Consider the following 16,152-nt stretch of genomic DNA (forward strand, 5'->3'; position numbering starts at 1 on the left):
TAAGGAGCTAGTCCTTGCCCAGTCCTTCGGCGGAAATCTTCTGGCCCGCCGCAGTCTCAGCCAGGACGCTGTTGAGCGCTGTGAGGTCGAAGATCCCGTTGATGTCGGCCGGTTTGGTGGTTCCGGCGTCGACGCCGTCCTGGAGCAGCTTCTTGTACGTCCCGGCGAGCGGGTCCGTGGTGAAGGCGATGTTCTTCAGGGACCGGTCGATCACATCGGCCGGAAGCGGCGAGCCGGCCGCTGCCTTGAGCGCGTCGTTGAGGACGGTGGCCTTCTCGGCGGCGGGCGCCGCATTGAGCCAGTTGACCGATTCAACATGGCCCTTCAGGAGCGCCTGCACGGTGGCCGGGTGCTCGGCCGCGAACTTCTTGTTGACGATCAGGACGGTGGTGATGAACTCGCCCTTGTCCCACAGGTCCTTCTCGTCCACCAGGACCTTCGCGCCGGCCTGCAGGACAAGGCGGGAGGCCCAAGGCTCCGGCAGCCACGCGCCGTCAAGCTTGCCGTCCTGGAACAGCTTCAGGGTCTGGGCGTTCTCGGTCGGGTTGATCGCGACGTCACCGCCGCCGTCGGTGGAGGTCTTCAGACCCTGGTGGCCGAGCCAGGCACGCAAGGCCACGTCCTGGGTGCCCCCAAGCTGCGGGGACGCGAGCGTCTTGCCCTTGAGATCGGCCGGTGAGTTGATGCCGGGCTTGACCACCAGCTGGGCTCCGCCTGCCGCGGCGCCGGCGATGATGCTGACCGATTCGCCCTTGCTCTTGATGTAGGAGTTGATGGCCGGGTTGGGGCCGATGTAGGTGGCGTCGATGGCGCCGGCGTTCAGGGCCTCGATCGCGGCGGGGCCGGCGTTGAAGGTCTGCGTGGTGAGCTTGGTTGCGCCAAGGTCCTTGGCGATGAGGCCCTTGCTGACGCCGACCAGGGCCGGGGCGTGGGTGATGTTGTTGAAGTAGCCGAGCCGCAGTTCGGTGGCCGGGCTGGTGTCCCCGGCGGCCACTGCCGGGGCGGTTTCCGGGGCGCGGGACAGCGAGGATGCCACGGCTGCGCCGGCGCCGATCAGGATCACGAGTCCCGCTACGAGGGCGATCTCCAGGGTGCGCTTGCGTTTGGGTTTGCCGGTCTCGCCGGCGACGATCCGGGTTGTGCCGGGCTGCGTGGGCTCACGGTTTTCGGGTGTGGGTGACATGGGCTGAATCCTGTTCTGGGTCTGTGCGGAAAGGCCGGGCGGGGTGGTCAGCGCCGGCGACATCGCCCCCGAAGATCCCCGTCGACAAGACCGTGGAACCGTTCCGTCGTCGTCATTCATTCACCATAGGGAGTGTCATAAACGCGGTTCAATGGCCCGGAAACCGGGGGTCACGCAAGTTCATGCAGCGTCATATTCGGCCGAAAAAGACTGCAGCCTGTTTCCTGGCCCGCGGCAATTGCTGCGGGCAAGGAAACAGGCTGCACCCGTGAGGAGGGGCGTCAGATCGCGTAGCGCTCGTCCTCGTGGTCTCCCGGGTGGTCATTGACCAGGCCGGCGGCAAGGGTGTTGCCGTCGAGCGGGTCGATCACCAGGAACGCCCCGGTGCGGCGGTGGTGCAGGTAGTTCTCCAGCGGCAGCGCGGCGGCGAGCCGAAGCTGCGCGTGCCCGATGTCGTTCAGCTCCAGGGTGGACGTCGGTTCCAGGCCGAAGCTGGCGAGGTCCACCTTGCCTGTCACATTCCGGACCAGGGCCTGGACCGTGCGGGTGCCGTGCTTGACCAGCACCTTGGCGCCCTCGCGGAGCGGCTTGGGCGAGAGCCAGCACAGGGCGGCGTACAGGTCCGCGCTACTTTCGCGCACGGTGCCGGCAGCGGCGATCGTGTCGCCTCGGGCGACGTCGAACTCGTCGGCCAGGCGCAGTGCTACGGACTGCGGGGCGGCCGCCTCGGCGAGCTCGCTGCCCGCGAAGTCGATCCCGGTGACCGTGGTGGTGCGCGGGGCCTGGCCCGGGGTCAGGATGCTGACCTGGTCCCCCACCTTGACCGAACCTTCGGTGATCTGCCCGGCGTAGGCGCGGTAGTCGCGGTACGCCTCGGCGTCGAGCCCGGCTGCGATCGCGTCCGGCGCCAGCGCGCCCTGCGGCCGGATGACCAGCTGGACGGGGAAGCGGAAGCTCTCCAGGTGGCTTTCGAGCTCGTCGGCGGCCGGCAGCGTCTCCAGGACTTCCAGCAGCGCCGGCCCGGTGTACCAGGGGGTGCGCTCCGACGCGTCCACCACGTTGTCGCCGTCGAGCGCGGACACCGGGATGACCCGGAGATCGGCGACACCGTCGGACCCCAGCCCGAGCTCGCGCCCGACCCGCTGGACGTCCGCCTCGATTTCGCGGAACACGTCCTCGCTGAAGTCCACAAGGTCGATCTTGTTCACGGCCACGATCACGTGCGCCACGCGCAGCAGCTGCAGCACGGACAGGTGCCGGCGGGTCTGCTCCAGGACACCCTTGCGGGCGTCGATGAGCACGACGACGGCGTCCGCGGTGGACGCGCCGGTCACCGTGTTCTTGGTGTACTGCACGTGACCGGGGCAGTCCGCCAGGATGAAGCTGCGGCGGTCCGTGGCGAAGTAGCGGTAGGCGACGTCGATGGTGATGCCCTGCTCGCGCTCGGCGCGCAGGCCGTCGGTCAGCAGTGCGAGGTCGATCGCTTTCGTGCCGGTGGCCCCGGCCCCGCCGAAGCCGCGGTCCGCGGACGTGCGGGCGACGGCGTCGAGCTGGTCGGCGAGGATCGCCTTGGAGTCGTGCAGGAGCCGGCCCACCAGCGTGGACTTGCCGTCATCGACCGAGCCAGCAGTGGCGAAGCGGAACAGGGTGGTGGGCAGCGCCGCGGACACCAGGTCCGGGTCCGGGAGAAACGTTTCCGTGCTCATTAGAAATAGCCGTCCTTCTTGCGGTCTTCCATGGCGGCCTCGGAGATGCGGTCATCGGCCCGAGTGGCGCCACGTTCGGTGATGGTCGAGGCGGCAACCTCAATGACGACATCCTGCACGGTGGCGGCGGCCGATTCCACGGCGCCGGTGCAGGACATGTCCCCGACGGTCCTGTACCGGACGGTCTTGGTGATGACTTCCTCGTTCTCGCGCGGCTGGGAGACCTCGCCGACTGCGCGCCACATGCCGTCGCGGGCGAAGACTTCGCGGTCGTGGGCGTAGTACAGGCCGGGCAGTTCGATGCCTTCGCGCTCGATGTAGCGCCACACATCCAGTTCGGTCCAGTTGCTGATCGGGAACGCACGGACGTGCTGGCCCACGGTGTGCCGGCCGTTGTACAGGTTCCACAGCTCGGGCCGCTGGTTGCGGGGGTCCCACTGGCCAAATTCGTCGCGCAGGCTCAGGATCCGTTCCTTGGCGCGGGCCTTGTCCTCGTCGCGGCGGCCGCCGCCGAAGACTGCGTCGAACTTGTTGCGCTGGATCGCGTCCAGCAGCGGGACGGTCTGCAGCGGGTTGCGGGTGCCGTCGGCGCGTTCGGCCAGTTCACCGGAGTCGATGAACTCCTGGACGGAGCCGACAACCAGCTTCAGGCCCAGCCGCTCCACCGTGCGGTCGCGGAAATCGATGACCTCGGGGAAGTTGTGGCCGGTGTCCACGTGCAGCACGGGGAAGGGCACCTTGCCGGGCCAGAAGGCCTTGGTGGCCAGGTGCAGCATGACCACGGAATCCTTGCCGCCGGAGAACAGCAGCGCCGGCTTCTCGAACTCGGCGACCACCTCGCGGATGATGTGGATGGCCTCGGACTCGAGGGTGTCCAGGCTGGAGAGGCGTGAGCTTGAGTCGCCGATTGCCGCCCCCGCCCCTTCGCCGCKGGGCTGATCTTCGATCAGCCCAGCGCGCGGCTCCGACAGGCCCGATGCCACTCCCTGGGCGGCAATCGGCGTCTCAGCAGCGTCGTTGTCCAGCACAGACAGCTCCAGGTCCTCGTTGGTGATTTGGGTGCTCATACGTGTAGTCCGCATTCTGTCTTGTCGGTTCCTGCCCAGCGGCCGGCGCGGGGATCATCGCCGGGCGCTACCTTGCGGGTGCAAGGCTGGCAGCCAATGGACGGGTAGCCCTGTGAAAGCAGCGGGTTGACGGGCAGGAGGTTGTCGTCGGAATACTGCACCAGCTGGTCGAACGTCCAGGCCGCCACCGGGTTGACCTTGACCAGTCCGTTGGCCTCGTCCCAGGTGATCAGCGGGGTGTTGGTGCGGGTGGGGGCCTCGTCCCGGCGGACTCCGGTGAACCAGAGCTCGTAGTCGGCGAGGGTGCGGCGCAGGGGCGCGACTTTACGCAGGGCGCAGCACTGGGCGGGGTCGCGGGCGAAGAGGTCCTTGCCCAGGAGCCGGTCCTGCTGTTCCACGGTGTTCTCCGGGAGGACGTCCACGACGTTGACGCGCAGGTTGGCCGCGACCTCGTCGCGCGTCGCGTACGTCTCCGGGAAGTGGTAGCCGGTCTCCAGGAACAGGACGTCGACGCCGGGAAGCTGGTCCGCGACCAGCGCCGGCAGGACGGCGTCGGCCATGGAGCAGGCGACGGCGACGGCGGGCAGCTCGAAGTTGCGGGCCACCCAGGCGATGACGTCACGGGCCGGGGCGTCCCAGCCGAGCTCGGCGGAGCCGGCCTCGGCGAGGGCCTTGAGCTCCTCATGGGAGCGGAGTGCGACGGGGGCGGCACCGCCTGCCAGCGGCTGAGCCTCGGTCACTGCAGATCACCCTCTTCAGCCGCGTGGGCCCATTCGGCGAAGGTCTGGCCTTCGGCGCGGTCCGCCACGAACTTCCGCACCACGCGTTCCACGTAGTCCGGCAGGTCCGCAACGTAGACCTTGAGTCCGCGGACGGTGCGTCCGAGGCCGGCCTCTTCGCGGTCCGAGGACGCCAGCCCGCCGCCGAGGTGGACCTGGAAACCCGGGCTGGGGTCGCCGTCGGGCGTGGGGAGCATCATGCCCTTGAGCCCGATGTCCGCGGTCTGGATGCGGGCGCAGGAGTTGGGGCAGCCGTTGATGTGCAGGGACAGTGCGTGGGGCAGCTGGCCGCTGTCCGCGAGGTCGGCGAGGCGGCGTTCCAGTTCGGCGACGGCGGTGGCCGCGGTGACCTTGGTCTCCACGATGGCCAGCTTGCAGTACTCGATGCCGGTGCAGGCGATGGTGCCGCGGCGGAAGACGGACGGCCGGGCGGACAGGCCCAGGGCGTCGAGTTCTGCCACGAGCGGCTCAACCTCGTCCTTGGGCACGTCCAGCACCACGAGCTTCTGGTGCGGGGTGGTGCGCAGGCGGTGGGAGCCGCGGGCCTCGAGAGTGTCCGCGAGCTTCACCAGCTGGCTGCCGGAGAGGCGGCCGGCGATGGGGGTGGCGCCGATGAAGAACTTGCCGTCCTTTTGTTCGTGCACGCCCACGTGGTCGCCCGGGGTGGACGGCTTGGGCGCGGCGGGACCGTCGGCCAGCTTGTAGCCGAGGTACTCGTCCTCGAGGATCTGGCGGAACTTCTCCGGGCCCCAGTCGGCCATGAGGAACTTCAGGCGTGCCTTGGTGCGCATGCGGCGGTACCCGTAGTCGCGGAAGATGCTGGTGACGCCGAGCCAGACGTCGGCAGCCTGCTCGGGGGTGACGAAGGCGCCGAGGCGCTTGCCCAGCATCGGGTTGGTGGACAGGGCGCCGCCGGCCCAGAGGTCGTAGCCGATGCCGAGTTCGGGGTGTTTGACGCCGACGAGGGCGAAGTCGTTGATCTCGTGCACCACGTCCTGGCTGGGGTGGCCGGTGATGGCGGTCTTGTACTTGCGCGGCAGGTTGGACAGCAGCGGGTTGCCGATGAACCGTTCGCCCAGCTCGGCGATGAGCGGGGTGGGGTCGATGATTTCGTCCTTCGCGATGCCGGCCACGGGCGAGCCGAGGATGACGCGGGGAACGTCGCCGCAGGCTTCGGTGGTGGACAGGCCCACGCCTTCGAGCCGCTTCCAGATCTCGGGAATATCTTCCACGCGGATCCAGTGCAGCTGGATGTTCTGGCGGTCGGTGAGGTCGGCGGAGTCGCGGGCGAAGTCGACCGAGATGTTGCCGATGACGCGCAGCTGCTCGGTGGTGAGCGCGCCGCCGTCGATCCTCACGCGGAGCATGAAGTACTTGTCTTCGAGCTCGTGCGGCTCAAGCGTGGCGGTCTTGCCGCCGTCGATCCCGGGCTTGCGCTGGGTGTACAGGCCCCACCAGCGGAAGCGGCCGTGCAGGTCCTGGCCCGGGATGGAGTCGAAGCCGTCCTTGGAGTAGATGGACTCGATACGTTCGCGGACGTTGAGGCCGTCGTCTTCCTGTTTCCAGGTTTCGTTGGCGTTCAGCGGCGTGGTTCCGTCGACCTTCCACTGGCCGTGGGGCTTGGCGGCGGGCCGGGAGGCACGGGCCGGGCGCGAGGGCTTGTCCGTGGACGCTCCGGCTAGAGCTGTATCAGTCATGCATCGACTGTAGGGGTGGCCGTAATGCCGTCACAAAGGGTCGGAAACGGGAAGTCACCTAGGGAAACATTTCGTCACGAACCGCCCGAAAGCATTGATCGATCCGGGCGCCTGTGCATCGGCGGGGACGGTCAGTCCGGTGGCTGGGAGGCTGCCGCCAGCGCCGCGTCGTAGCGTTCCAGCGCAATTTCGGCGAGGACGGGCGAGGGCAGGAGCGGCGCCGTCACCAGGTCCGCGCCGGCCTTGGCCAGCTGGTCATGGAAGAAGCCGGGCGCCAGGAGATAGGAGGCGATCACCACCCGTCCGCCCAGGTCCACCGCCCCGGCCGACTCCCCCGCACCCGCGCCGCCGGCCTCCTCCTCGCGGAGCATGGCAACGGCCTCGGGGACCGAGGGCTTGGCCGAGGCGCCATACCCCGCCACGATCCGGTTGGACCGCAGCGCCCGGAGCTGGTCGGCGAGCTCCTCGACGTTCTTCGAGGCGTTGGGATCGGAGGAACCGGCGGCGGCGAGGACCACGGCGTCGTTGTCCGTCACGCCGGCCTCGCGCAGGCGCTGGTCCAGCAGCGCCGCGAGGCGCGGGTCCGGGCCCAGCGGCGCGGCGGCAAGGGTGTCCGGCCGGCTCTTCACGGCCCGGGCGATGTCCACCTTGACGTGGTAGCCGACGCTGAGCAGCAGCGGAACCACGACGGCGCGCTCCCCAGCCGGGAGCCCCGCGACGACGGCCGGCAGGTCCGGATCCTGCACGTCGACGTAGGCCTCGCGGATGTCCAGTCCCGGACGGAGCCCGGCGATCCCGTCCCGGAGCGCGTTGACCTCCGCGGCTCCGTTCGGGCTGGACGTGCCATGGGCGCAGGCGATCAGGATGGGGCTATTCATAGCCGTTAGCGTAACCTTGGAGCCGCCCCATCCACCCCTTGTTATCGACCGGGACGCTTCATGACCTTCTCTTTCAGCCTTGTCCTGGTCTGGCTTGACCTTGCCGGCGTCTTCTTCTTTGCGGTCTCGGGCTCACTGCTCGCGGCGCGGAAACAGTTCGACATCATCGGCTCGCTGCTCCTGGCCTCGCTGGTGAGCCTTGGCGGGGGCGTCATCCGCGACATCATCATCAACGCGGGCCCGCCCGCAGCGTTCACCAACCCGGCCTACCTGGCGCCTCCCCTGTTCGCCACGGTGCTGGTGTATTTCCTGTTCTCCAGCGTCCAGCGCTTCACGTCGCTGCTGGTCCTGTTCGACGCCGGCGGGCTGGCCCTGTTCTGCATCACCGGCACCCTGAAGGCCATGGCCGCCGGGATGAACCCGGTGGCGGCCGTGCTGCTGGGGGTCACGACGGCGGTGGGCGGCGGCCTGCTCCGGGACATCACCGCGAACGAGGTGCCGCAGCTATTCGACCCCAAGGACCTGTACGCGCTGCCGGCGTTCGCGGGGGCGGCATCGACCGTGATCCTGTCCCTGACGGGGGCTTTCACAGCTGTGAGTGCCGGCGCTGTCGCCGCCGTCGTTTTCGCCTTCCGGGTCACGGCCTGGCGGCGCCACTGGTACGTTCCGCTGGCCGTCCGCGGCTGGCACCGGCTGGGCCTGGACCCGGCGGAAAACGACCGCTGAGGATTAGCTAGGATAAGACCATGACTGACATGTTCCTCGAGAAATTCCGCGCGCTTGTCCCGAAGTATCTCGAAGACGAATGGCAGGAAGAAGATGGCCTGGCGGCCGACGAGCTCGACGCCGCCCTCGCCGAACACCAGTTCCAAGTCCCGCTGGTCCTGCGCGAGTTCTACCTCGCCGTCGGAGGGTGCGAGGACATCATGGAGGCCTACCACTACTTCTGGGACCCCGAAGAGCTCGAAGTCGACGACGAAGGCTTCCTCATGTTCCTCGAGGACGAGGAGGAGCAGTTCACCTGGGGCTTCCGCGTGGGGGACCTCAGCATCCCCGATCCCATCGTTTACCGCCGCAACAACGCCCGCGGCCAGTGGAAAAGCGAAGAGGGGACCTTCTCCGAATTCGTCTTCGACATGTTCGAGTGGGCCTTCAACGACGAGGACGAAGACTAGGCCGGGGCTGGCCGCCCGCCTCCAGCCTTCCCCGGCCGGCTGCACTGCCTGCCCTGCTGCGCTGTCTGCCCCGCGGCGGATTCTCCCCATGATTGGCCTCCCCCGACGGAGTGTCCTGGCAAACCGCCGGTGATTTTCGGCGTCGGACGGTCATACCTGGGGAAACTCAGCGGATGATCCGGCCGCGGAGCACCTGCCACACCTCATCAACCACCTTCTGCGGGGTGTGGACCACGTCCTGATACCCGTAGCGGAGCACGGCATAGCCCGTCAGGGTGCTGGCGTTGTTCCGCCCGCGGTCCTTCCTTACCTGCGCCTGCTCAAGATGGGTGCTCCCGTCGATCTCCACGATCAGGAATCCCTCCAGCAGGAAATCCACAATGCCGATCCCGGGCAGCGCCACCTGTGTCTGGGTGCCAATACCCTGGCTCCGGAAAAGCAGCCTCGCAACGACCTCGATGGCTGAACCCGCCGTGCCGTCGACCAGCTCCAGGACTGCGCGGGCGGCGCCGTTCCGGTTTCCCGGCAGCCGCTCCCGCAGGTAGTCGAGGGTGGTGCGGCCCTGGAGAAGGGCGCTTTCCACCATGACGGCGGCCTCGACAGCGGGCAGGCACCGCAGCGCATGGAGCAGGGTGTCCGTCAGACCGGCTACCGGCAACGGGAACACCGGGGGCACTACAGTACCGCGGTGGATGACGGCGCCGGTCGCTGATCCGTGCGCGCACAGCAGGTGCAGCCGTTCGGGCTCATGAAGGCGCCATATGCCGTGGAACGGCGCGGCGGAGGCGCAGCAGAGTGTGCCGTTCGCGAGCACGGCGGCCACCAGATCAGGCCTGGCGCCCTCCAGGGCCACGACTCCGTGGCGCAGCCGTGACATCTCCCCCACAGCCACGGCATTCCTGATGCTCCGCTCGGAGAAGCCTGCTTGCAACAGCGTCCCCGTCCGGGCCACGGAGCCGGCGTATTTGAGGTAAGTGGTGAGGTCCATGGGCCCAGCACAGTCCCGGCCCGAGCGCACCAACAGCCTTGTTGGCATCTATGTGGAAAATTCCGGCGCCGGCACCCCCGGGCTTTGGCGCCGACTTTCCCCAGTTTTGACGGCGTCCGACGGCGTGTCCCGCCGCCGGGCCGGCGTGTCCGGCAGCTGCCCGGCCAAAGGTGGGGAAACTCGGCGCGACAACGCTGGCATGGACCTGAGAATTTTATGACAAGAAAATAACAGAAAGGGCTGGACTCTATGACACAACTGTCATAGAGTCATTTCTGGGTTCACCAAATGCCTCCGGTGGATCTGATGCGAACGGAGAAATGGCCCCGGTTCGGCACAACGGAAGACTCGAACGTTGTGAGGAACCGGGGCCATTCCGTTTAAGAATCAGCAGGGCCGGCGAAATCAGCCCGGCGCGGCCACCTGACGAGATCAGCCGGCGAGATCAGCCCGGCACGGCCAACCAGGCAAGATCAGCCGCCGCGCCAGCCCTGACGCACCGGCCGGGGGCACGGCCGGAATTGCCGAACGAACCCGCCGAGGCCGGCCCAAGAACCAGGCCGGCAGGTTAGCTGCTGCGGTTCACTACCGCGTGGGCGAAGCTGGTCAGCGAGGCCTTGACGACGCCTTCGGGCAGCGGGGCAAGCGCGGCGATGGCCTCATCGGCCCAGGCGCGCGCCACCACCCAGGACTCTGCCGTGACGGGGTGCTCGCGGAGTCCGGCCACGGCCGCGGCCAGGGCCTCGTCCGAGCTGAGGTCACCGTCGATCAGGGTGAGCAGTTCGACGGCGGACTGGTCACCGTCGCGGGCGGCGTTGCGGAGCAGGAGCACGGGCAGGGTGGGGACGCCTTCGCGCAGGTCGGTTCCCGGGGACTTGCCGGACTTGACCTTGATCCCGGTGACGTCGATGACGTCGTCGGCGAGCTGGAAGGCCACGCCCACCTTTTCGCCGTACTCGACCAGCATGGGCTCGTAGGCCTCGTCGGCGCCGGAGAAGATCGCACCCAGCTGGCCGGAGGCCGCCACGAGCGAGCCGGTCTTGTCGGCGATGACGGACAGGTAGTGCGCCAGGGGGTCCTCGTCAGGGCGGGGTCCCACGGTCTCGTGCAGCTGTCCGAGGCAGAGCCGCTCGAAGGTCCGCGCCTGGATGCCCAGCGCACGGGAGCCGAGCTCGGAGACCAGAATGGACGCGCGCGCGAAGATGAGGTCACCGGTCAGGACGGCCACGGAGTTGCCCCAGACCTCGTGGGCCGTCGGCGCCCCGCGGCGGAACGGCGCGGAGTCCATGACGTCGTCGTGGTACAGGGTGGCGAGGTGCGTCAGTTCGACGACGACGGCGGCCTGCACAACGGCGGGCAGGGAGGCGTCGCCGAGGTGGGCACACAGCAGGGTCAGGAGCGGACGGATGCGCTTGCCGCCGGCTTCCACGAGGTGACGCGACGTTGCATCAGCCAGGGGATCGGAATTGGCGATGGCTTCGCGCAGCCTTTTCTCGACGCGGGCCAGGTTGGTGGTCAGCGCGGGGCCCAGCTCGGGGTCGCCGGCAATGGCCGCGAAGCCTGCCGGCAGTTGGAGGCCCGTGGCGATCGCCGTGGTGTTGAGGGAGGGTTCAGAGCTCGGCAGGCCGTGTCCGGCGTGCGTCCAGCTTTGGTCTGCAGAGTTGGTCACGGGTTAACCCTAACTTTTGTTGCGGAATCCGCGGAGTTGGCGCCGGTGTGCGGACCGCTGTCCGTGGTGGGCGTGGCCTGATTGGACTTTGCCTGCTTCGAGGGTGCCTGATTCGAAGTTGCAGGAACCAGGGATTCCAGGACGCGGATGACCCGGTCCTCGAAGCCCTTGGCGGCGGGATCTGTGAGGTTGGCCAGCATCCGCACCACGAAACGCATGAGCACCGGGATGGGCATGCCCGTCCGCAGGGCCAGTTTCATGACGGCCGGCTTGCCGATCAGGGCGGCGAACGCCCGGCCCAGCGTGAAGTGCGAGCCCCACTGTTCCCGGACATGATCGGCGTACCGGGAAAGGTGCGCGTCGGCGGCTCTGGTGGCCTCCGCTCCGGAGCCCCAGCCTGCCGACGCGGACCGGGCGGCGCCGTCGATGATGAATTCGGCCGCAAAGCGGGCGGACTCCATGGCATAGGAGATGCCCTCGCCGTTGAACGGGGACACCATGCCGCCGGCGTCGCCGAGCAGCAGCAGGCCAGGAGAGTAGTGCGGCGTGCGGTTGAAGCCCATGGGCAGCGCGGCGCCGCGGATCTCGCCCACCTGGTTCTCGGGAGCGAAGCCCCAGTCGGCGGGCATGCCGGCGGTCCATTCGCGCAGCACTTGCTTGTAGTCCAGCTTGCCGAAGTCCTTCGAGGAGTTCAGGATGCCCAGGCCCACGTTGGAGGTGCCGTCGCCGACGCCGAAAACCCAGCCGTAGCCGGGCAGCAGTTTGCCGTCGCGGCCGGGAAGCTCCAGCCAGCCTTCCATCCAGTCGTCCTCGTGCCGGGGACTGGTGAAATAGGTACGCACGGCAACGCCGAGCGGCCGGTCATCGCGCTTGCTGATGCCCAGCGAGACGGCGGTACGCGTGGAGTTGCCGTCCGCCGCGAGGACGACGTCGGCGCTGAAGTCGCGCGTTTCGCCGGTCTTGCGCCCGGACTCGTCCAGCAGCGCGGCGCGGACGCCGGTCACCCGGCCGTCCTCGGAGCGCAGCGCCTCGGTGACGCTGTGGCGTTCCAGCACGACGGCGCCCGCGGACCGGGCATGCCGGGCCAGTTCTTCGTCGAAGCCGAGCCGGGTCCGGATCAGCCCGTACTGCGGGAAGTCGGAGACCTCGGGCCAGGGCAGTTCGATGGTGCGGCCGCCGGCGATCAGGCGCAGGCCCTTGTTGCGGCGCCAGCCCTCGGTTTCCGGATGCGGGAGTCCCAGCTTCTGGATCTCGCGGACCGCGCGCGGAGTCAGGCCGTCGCCGCAGACCTTCTCGCGGGGAAAGCTGGTTTTCTCCAGCACCGTGACGTCAATGCCGGCTTTGGCAAGGTAGTAGGCGGCAGTGGAACCGGCCGGCCCCGCTCCGACGATCAGTACTTTCACGACGCGTATCGGCTAACGCCCGGGCCGGGTGATGTTGCGGCGCAGCTTGGCCACGGGTCCGGTGTGGGCGGCCAGCGCTGCCGCCCCGTTGGCGGGATCACCTGTGGGGCCGGCCAGCGGTTTCTGGGCCCGGTGCACGGCGACGATTCCGCCGCTGAGGTTGCGGTAGGTGACGGATTCCCAGCCGGCTTCCTGCAGCCAGGCCGCCAGGTGGTCCTGGTCCGGCCAGGCACGGATGGACTCGGCCAGGTAGACGTAGGCGTCCGGGTTGGAGGAGACCTTGACGGCGATGGCCGGCAGGGCCCGCATGAGGTATTCGGTGTACATGGTGCGCCAGAGCGGCACCACGGGCTGGGAGAACTCGGCAATGACCAGCCGGCCGCCGGGCTTGGTGACGCGCAGCATCTCGGCCAGGGCCTTCTTGGGCTCGTTGACGTTGCGCAGGCCGAAGGAGATCGTGCTGGCATCAAAGGTGTTGTCCGCGAACGGCAGGCGCGTGGCGTCCCCGGCGATGAAGTCGATGTCCGGGCGGCGGCGCTTGCCGACCTTGAGCATGCCCAGGGAGAAGTCGCAGGCGATCACGTCGATGCCGGCGTCGGCATACGGCTCGCTGGAGGTGCCCGTGCCGGCAGCCAGGTCCAGCACTCGCTGGCCGGCCGAAACGCCCACGGCGTCGACCACCACTTTGCGCCAACGCCGCGTCTGCCCCATCGACAGGACATCGTTGACGACGTCGTATTTGGGTGCGACGTCGTCAAACATCGTGGCTACTTCGTCCGGACGCTTATCCAAGGATGCTCGGTTCACCATGCCATTGTCTCAAATGATCGGCTCGCCCACGAACGGGCCGCCAATCAACGCCGCTTTCACCTGCGGCAACGGACGGGCCCGCCGCGCGCAGCCCCTGCCGGCCGGTGATTATCCACGGCGGGGCGATCACGGGCTAGTGTTATGCCATCATGACGAGCACGTTCCGCACCTTGACAGTCCCCCTCGATGCCGAAACTTTCCCCGGGGGCCTGCCGTCGTTTCTGGTCCGGGACGATGTCCACTGCTGGACCCGCCGCGAGGCCGGACTCGTGGGCTTCGGCGAGATCGCCCGGTTCACCGCCACCGGCGCCGAGCGCTTCCTTGAGGCCGACATCTGGTGGCGTCACCTGGTTCTCGAGGCGGACATCGAGGACGCCGTGGACTGTCCCGGCACGGGTCCGGTCGCTTTTGGCTCGTTCGCCTTCTCCAAAGCCTCCGCCCACGAGTCACGCCTGCTGGTCCCCGAGATCGTTGTGGGGCTCCGTGACGGCCAGGCTTGGCTCACCCAATTGACCTTCGACGACGGCGAACTCACCGAGGCCGGCGCGCGCGCCGCCCTGAACCGGTGGCTGGGCAGCGCCGGCGCCACTGCCGGCGCCGGCGCAGGCAGCACCGTGGTGGACGACCCGCCGCCGGTGCCCGCTCAGGCGGGTGGCGCCGTCGTACGCCCATTGACGTTGGCTGCAGGGGCAACCCTGCACACTGGTTCCCTGACTGAGGAAGCCTGGATGGCCGCCGTCGCCGCGGGCGTGGCGGAGATCCGGACCGGCGCCCTGGAGAAACTGGTGCTGGCGCGGGACATCGTGGCCACCGTCCCCACCGGCGTCAATGCCGCCCAGGTGCTGCGTGAACTGTCCGCCCGCTACCGTGAGTGCTGGACCTACGGCGTGGACGGACTCGTGGGGGCCACGCCGGAAATGCTGATCCAGGTGGAGGGCCGCACTGCCCAGGCCCGCGTCCTGGCCGGCACCCTGGACCGCCGGGACGCCGACGGCATGGACGGCTCCCCGCTGGAATTCGCCGAGCGCGTGCTGGCCGGCTCCGAGAAGCAGCGGCACGARCACGACATCGCCATCCAGTCRCTGACCACSCAACTSGCCCCSTTYTCCGAGGCSATGAACGCSCACAGCGARCCGTTCATCCTGGAACTGCCSAACGTGTGGCAYCTGGCCTCGGATGTGAAGGCCGAACTGGCCGAGGTGGAAGGCCACGTCCCCACCTGCCTGGCCCTGATCAACGCCCTGCACCCGACCGCCGCGGTCTGTGGCACCCCCACCACCGTGGCGGGTGCCCTGATCCGCAAGCTTGAGCACCTGGACCGCGGCCCGTATGCCGGCCCGGTCGGCTGGCTGGACGCGGCAGGCAACGGCGAGTGGGGCATCGCGCTGCGCGGCGCCGTCATCGAATCCCCGCAGACGGTCCGGCTGTACGCGGGCTGCGGCGTGGTGGATGGCTCGGTGCCCGAGACCGAGCTCGCCGAGACGTGGGCGAAGTTCCGCCCCATGCTGGAGTCGCTGGGAATCAGCAGCTAGCTCGCGGGACTCGCGGGGTCTGCGGGGCCTGGGAGGCCCGGGAGGCCTGCGGGGCCAGCGGGGGCCGTGACGCCCAAACGGCAGGGCCCGCAGAGGCCGCCGAACCGGCAGGAATCCGGGATTACAGACACATCGGGTATTGGAGATATTGCATTCGGGTCTGGTTTAGTTATCCAATAGTGAAACTTAGTTTTCTGTGACGTACATCTCTTTGTCGGCGATACACTTTTTATATCGACTTGAATACGCATCCCTCCTGCAACAAAAAGGTAAGAAAATGCAGATCTCCCGTTCGCTCCTGAGCAACCCCGCACTCAAGGCCGCCACGGTCCTCGCCGTGAGCGCATTGGCCCTCACGGCCTGCACGAACGCCTCCGAGACCGGGACCGGCGGCGCGGCCACCGCTTCCGGCAGTGCCGCGGCCAGTTTTGACCCCAGCACGGTCCAGAAGGACGACGCGCTGGCCGCCATGCTGCCTGAAGCGGTCAAGTCCAAAGGCACCCTGACGGTGGGCTCGGATACCTCCTATGCCCCTGCGGAATTCCTCGGCACCGACGGCCAGACCGCCGTGGGTTACGACGTCGACATCGCCAAGGCGATCGGCGCCGCGCTGGGCCTGAAGGTCCAGGTCCAGACGGCCGAATTCACGGGCATCCTTCCGGCCCTGGGCCCGAAGTACGATCTCGGAATCTCTTCCTTCACGATCAACCCGGAGCGGCTCGCCGCGGTGAACATGGTCAGCTACTACCAGGCCGGCACCGGCTGGGCCGTGCAGAAGGGCAACCCGAAGAAGGTCTCGCTGGATGACCTCTGCGGCAAGTCCATCGGCGTGCAGACCGGCACCATCCAGGAGGACCCGGACCTCTCCGGCCGCAACAAGAAGTGCCTGGCCGAGGGCAAGCAGCCCATCAACATCGTGACGCTCAAGACCCAGACGGATATCACCACCCGCCTGGTCAACGGCAGCATCGATGCGATGGCCGCCGACTCGCCCATCATCGGCTACGCGCTGACCCAGACCAACGGCCAGCTCGAAAAGCTCGGCGAGGTCTACGACGCCGCACCCCAGGGCATCGCCGTCGCCAAGTCCGACACGGCCCTGGCCGACGTCATCCAGAAGACCGTCACCAAACTGATGCAGGACGGCTCCTACAAGAAGATCCTTGAGGGCTGGGGCGCCGCTGACGGTGCCATCACCACGTCCCAGGTCAACCCGGCGGCGACATCTTGAGCCTCTCCTCAACCCCACCAACAGCAGGGGAACA

14 protein-coding genes are annotated in these 16,152 nt (G+C 68.2%); 4 read left to right on the forward strand and 10 right to left on the reverse strand.

Translation table 11 applies throughout. From position 1 onward, the window contains the following. Window positions 1–7: 7 nt before the first annotated feature. The 6 genes from AC1DEY_RS03460 to AC1DEY_RS03485 form a co-directional block, all read right to left on the reverse strand. Window positions 8–1,183: an ABC transporter substrate-binding protein gene (locus tag AC1DEY_RS03460; protein WP_476866760.1), complete on the reverse strand. Its 1,176-nt coding sequence runs from the start codon at window positions 1,181–1,183 to the stop codon at window positions 8–10. A 281-nt stretch (window positions 1,184–1,464) separates the two neighbouring features. Then, window positions 1,465–2,889, reverse strand: a complete 1,425-nt coding sequence (locus AC1DEY_RS03465) for a sulfate adenylyltransferase subunit 1 (protein WP_476866761.1) — start codon at window positions 2,887–2,889, stop codon at window positions 1,465–1,467. Beyond that, a complete protein-coding gene (cysD, locus tag AC1DEY_RS03470) occupies window positions 2,889–3,956 on the reverse strand; it encodes a sulfate adenylyltransferase subunit CysD (protein WP_476866762.1) in 1,068 nt (355 codons plus the stop codon). Before cysD ends, AC1DEY_RS03465 begins: the two co-directional genes overlap by 1 nt. Next, window positions 3,953–4,696, reverse strand: coding sequence for a phosphoadenylyl-sulfate reductase (locus AC1DEY_RS03475; protein WP_476866763.1), 744 nt, complete (start codon window positions 4,694–4,696; stop codon window positions 3,953–3,955). The genes cysD and AC1DEY_RS03475 overlap by 4 nt, the downstream gene beginning before the upstream one ends. Beyond that, on the reverse strand, window positions 4,693–6,432 hold the full coding sequence (locus AC1DEY_RS03480) for a nitrite/sulfite reductase (protein WP_476866764.1): 1,740 nt from the start codon (window positions 6,430–6,432) through the stop codon (window positions 4,693–4,695). Before AC1DEY_RS03480 ends, AC1DEY_RS03475 begins: the two co-directional genes overlap by 4 nt. A gap of 131 nt (window positions 6,433–6,563) precedes the next feature. Beyond that, on the reverse strand, window positions 6,564–7,310 hold the full coding sequence (locus AC1DEY_RS03485) for a sirohydrochlorin chelatase (RefSeq protein ID WP_476866765.1): 747 nt from the start codon (window positions 7,308–7,310) through the stop codon (window positions 6,564–6,566). A gap of 60 nt (window positions 7,311–7,370) precedes the next feature. Here AC1DEY_RS03485 and AC1DEY_RS03490 point away from each other — a divergent pair, with 60 nt between their 5' ends. Both AC1DEY_RS03490 and AC1DEY_RS03495 read left to right on the forward strand, forming a co-directional pair. Further along, window positions 7,371–8,036: a trimeric intracellular cation channel family protein gene (locus AC1DEY_RS03490; protein WP_476866766.1), complete on the forward strand. Its 666-nt coding sequence runs from the start codon at window positions 7,371–7,373 to the stop codon at window positions 8,034–8,036. 20 nt (window positions 8,037–8,056) lie between these two features. Then, window positions 8,057–8,485 carry a hypothetical protein gene (locus tag AC1DEY_RS03495; protein ID WP_229995872.1) on the forward strand — a complete coding sequence of 143 codons (429 nt, stop codon included), beginning with the start codon at window positions 8,057–8,059 and terminating at the stop codon, window positions 8,483–8,485. Between the two features lie 166 nt (window positions 8,486–8,651). On the opposite strand, the gene AC1DEY_RS03500 is transcribed toward AC1DEY_RS03495, so the two are convergent. The 4 genes from AC1DEY_RS03500 to AC1DEY_RS03515 form a co-directional block, all read right to left on the reverse strand. Continuing rightward, the gene (locus AC1DEY_RS03500) at window positions 8,652–9,473 is read right to left on the reverse strand and encodes an endonuclease domain-containing protein (RefSeq protein WP_476866767.1); all 822 of its coding nucleotides are present in this window, start codon (window positions 9,471–9,473) and stop codon (window positions 8,652–8,654) included. 568 nt (window positions 9,474–10,041) lie between these two features. Then, the gene (locus AC1DEY_RS03505) at window positions 10,042–11,142 is read right to left on the reverse strand and encodes a polyprenyl synthetase family protein (RefSeq protein WP_476866768.1); all 1,101 of its coding nucleotides are present in this window, start codon (window positions 11,140–11,142) and stop codon (window positions 10,042–10,044) included. Beyond that, entirely contained in the window at window positions 11,139–12,545 is a 1,407-nt protein-coding gene (locus tag AC1DEY_RS03510; protein WP_476866769.1) for a geranylgeranyl reductase family protein, read from the reverse strand. The genes AC1DEY_RS03505 and AC1DEY_RS03510 overlap by 4 nt, the downstream gene beginning before the upstream one ends. A 12-nt stretch (window positions 12,546–12,557) precedes the next feature. After that, on the reverse strand, window positions 12,558–13,352 hold the full coding sequence (locus tag AC1DEY_RS03515) for a demethylmenaquinone methyltransferase (RefSeq protein WP_476866822.1): 795 nt from the start codon (window positions 13,350–13,352) through the stop codon (window positions 12,558–12,560). A 152-nt stretch (window positions 13,353–13,504) separates the two neighbouring features. Here AC1DEY_RS03515 and AC1DEY_RS03520 point away from each other — a divergent pair, with 152 nt between their 5' ends. Both AC1DEY_RS03520 and AC1DEY_RS03525 read left to right on the forward strand, forming a co-directional pair. Next, window positions 13,505–14,887 (forward strand): isochorismate synthase, encoded by a 1,383-nt coding sequence (locus tag AC1DEY_RS03520; RefSeq protein ID WP_476866770.1) that lies wholly within the window; start codon window positions 13,505–13,507, stop codon window positions 14,885–14,887. A gap of 277 nt (window positions 14,888–15,164) precedes the next feature. Continuing rightward, on the forward strand, window positions 15,165–16,118 hold the full coding sequence (locus AC1DEY_RS03525; protein WP_476866771.1) for an ABC transporter substrate-binding protein: 954 nt from the start codon (window positions 15,165–15,167) through the stop codon (window positions 16,116–16,118). Window positions 16,119–16,152 lie beyond the last annotated feature (34 nt).

This window comes from Arthrobacter sp. 05T47 (assembly GCF_056395825.1).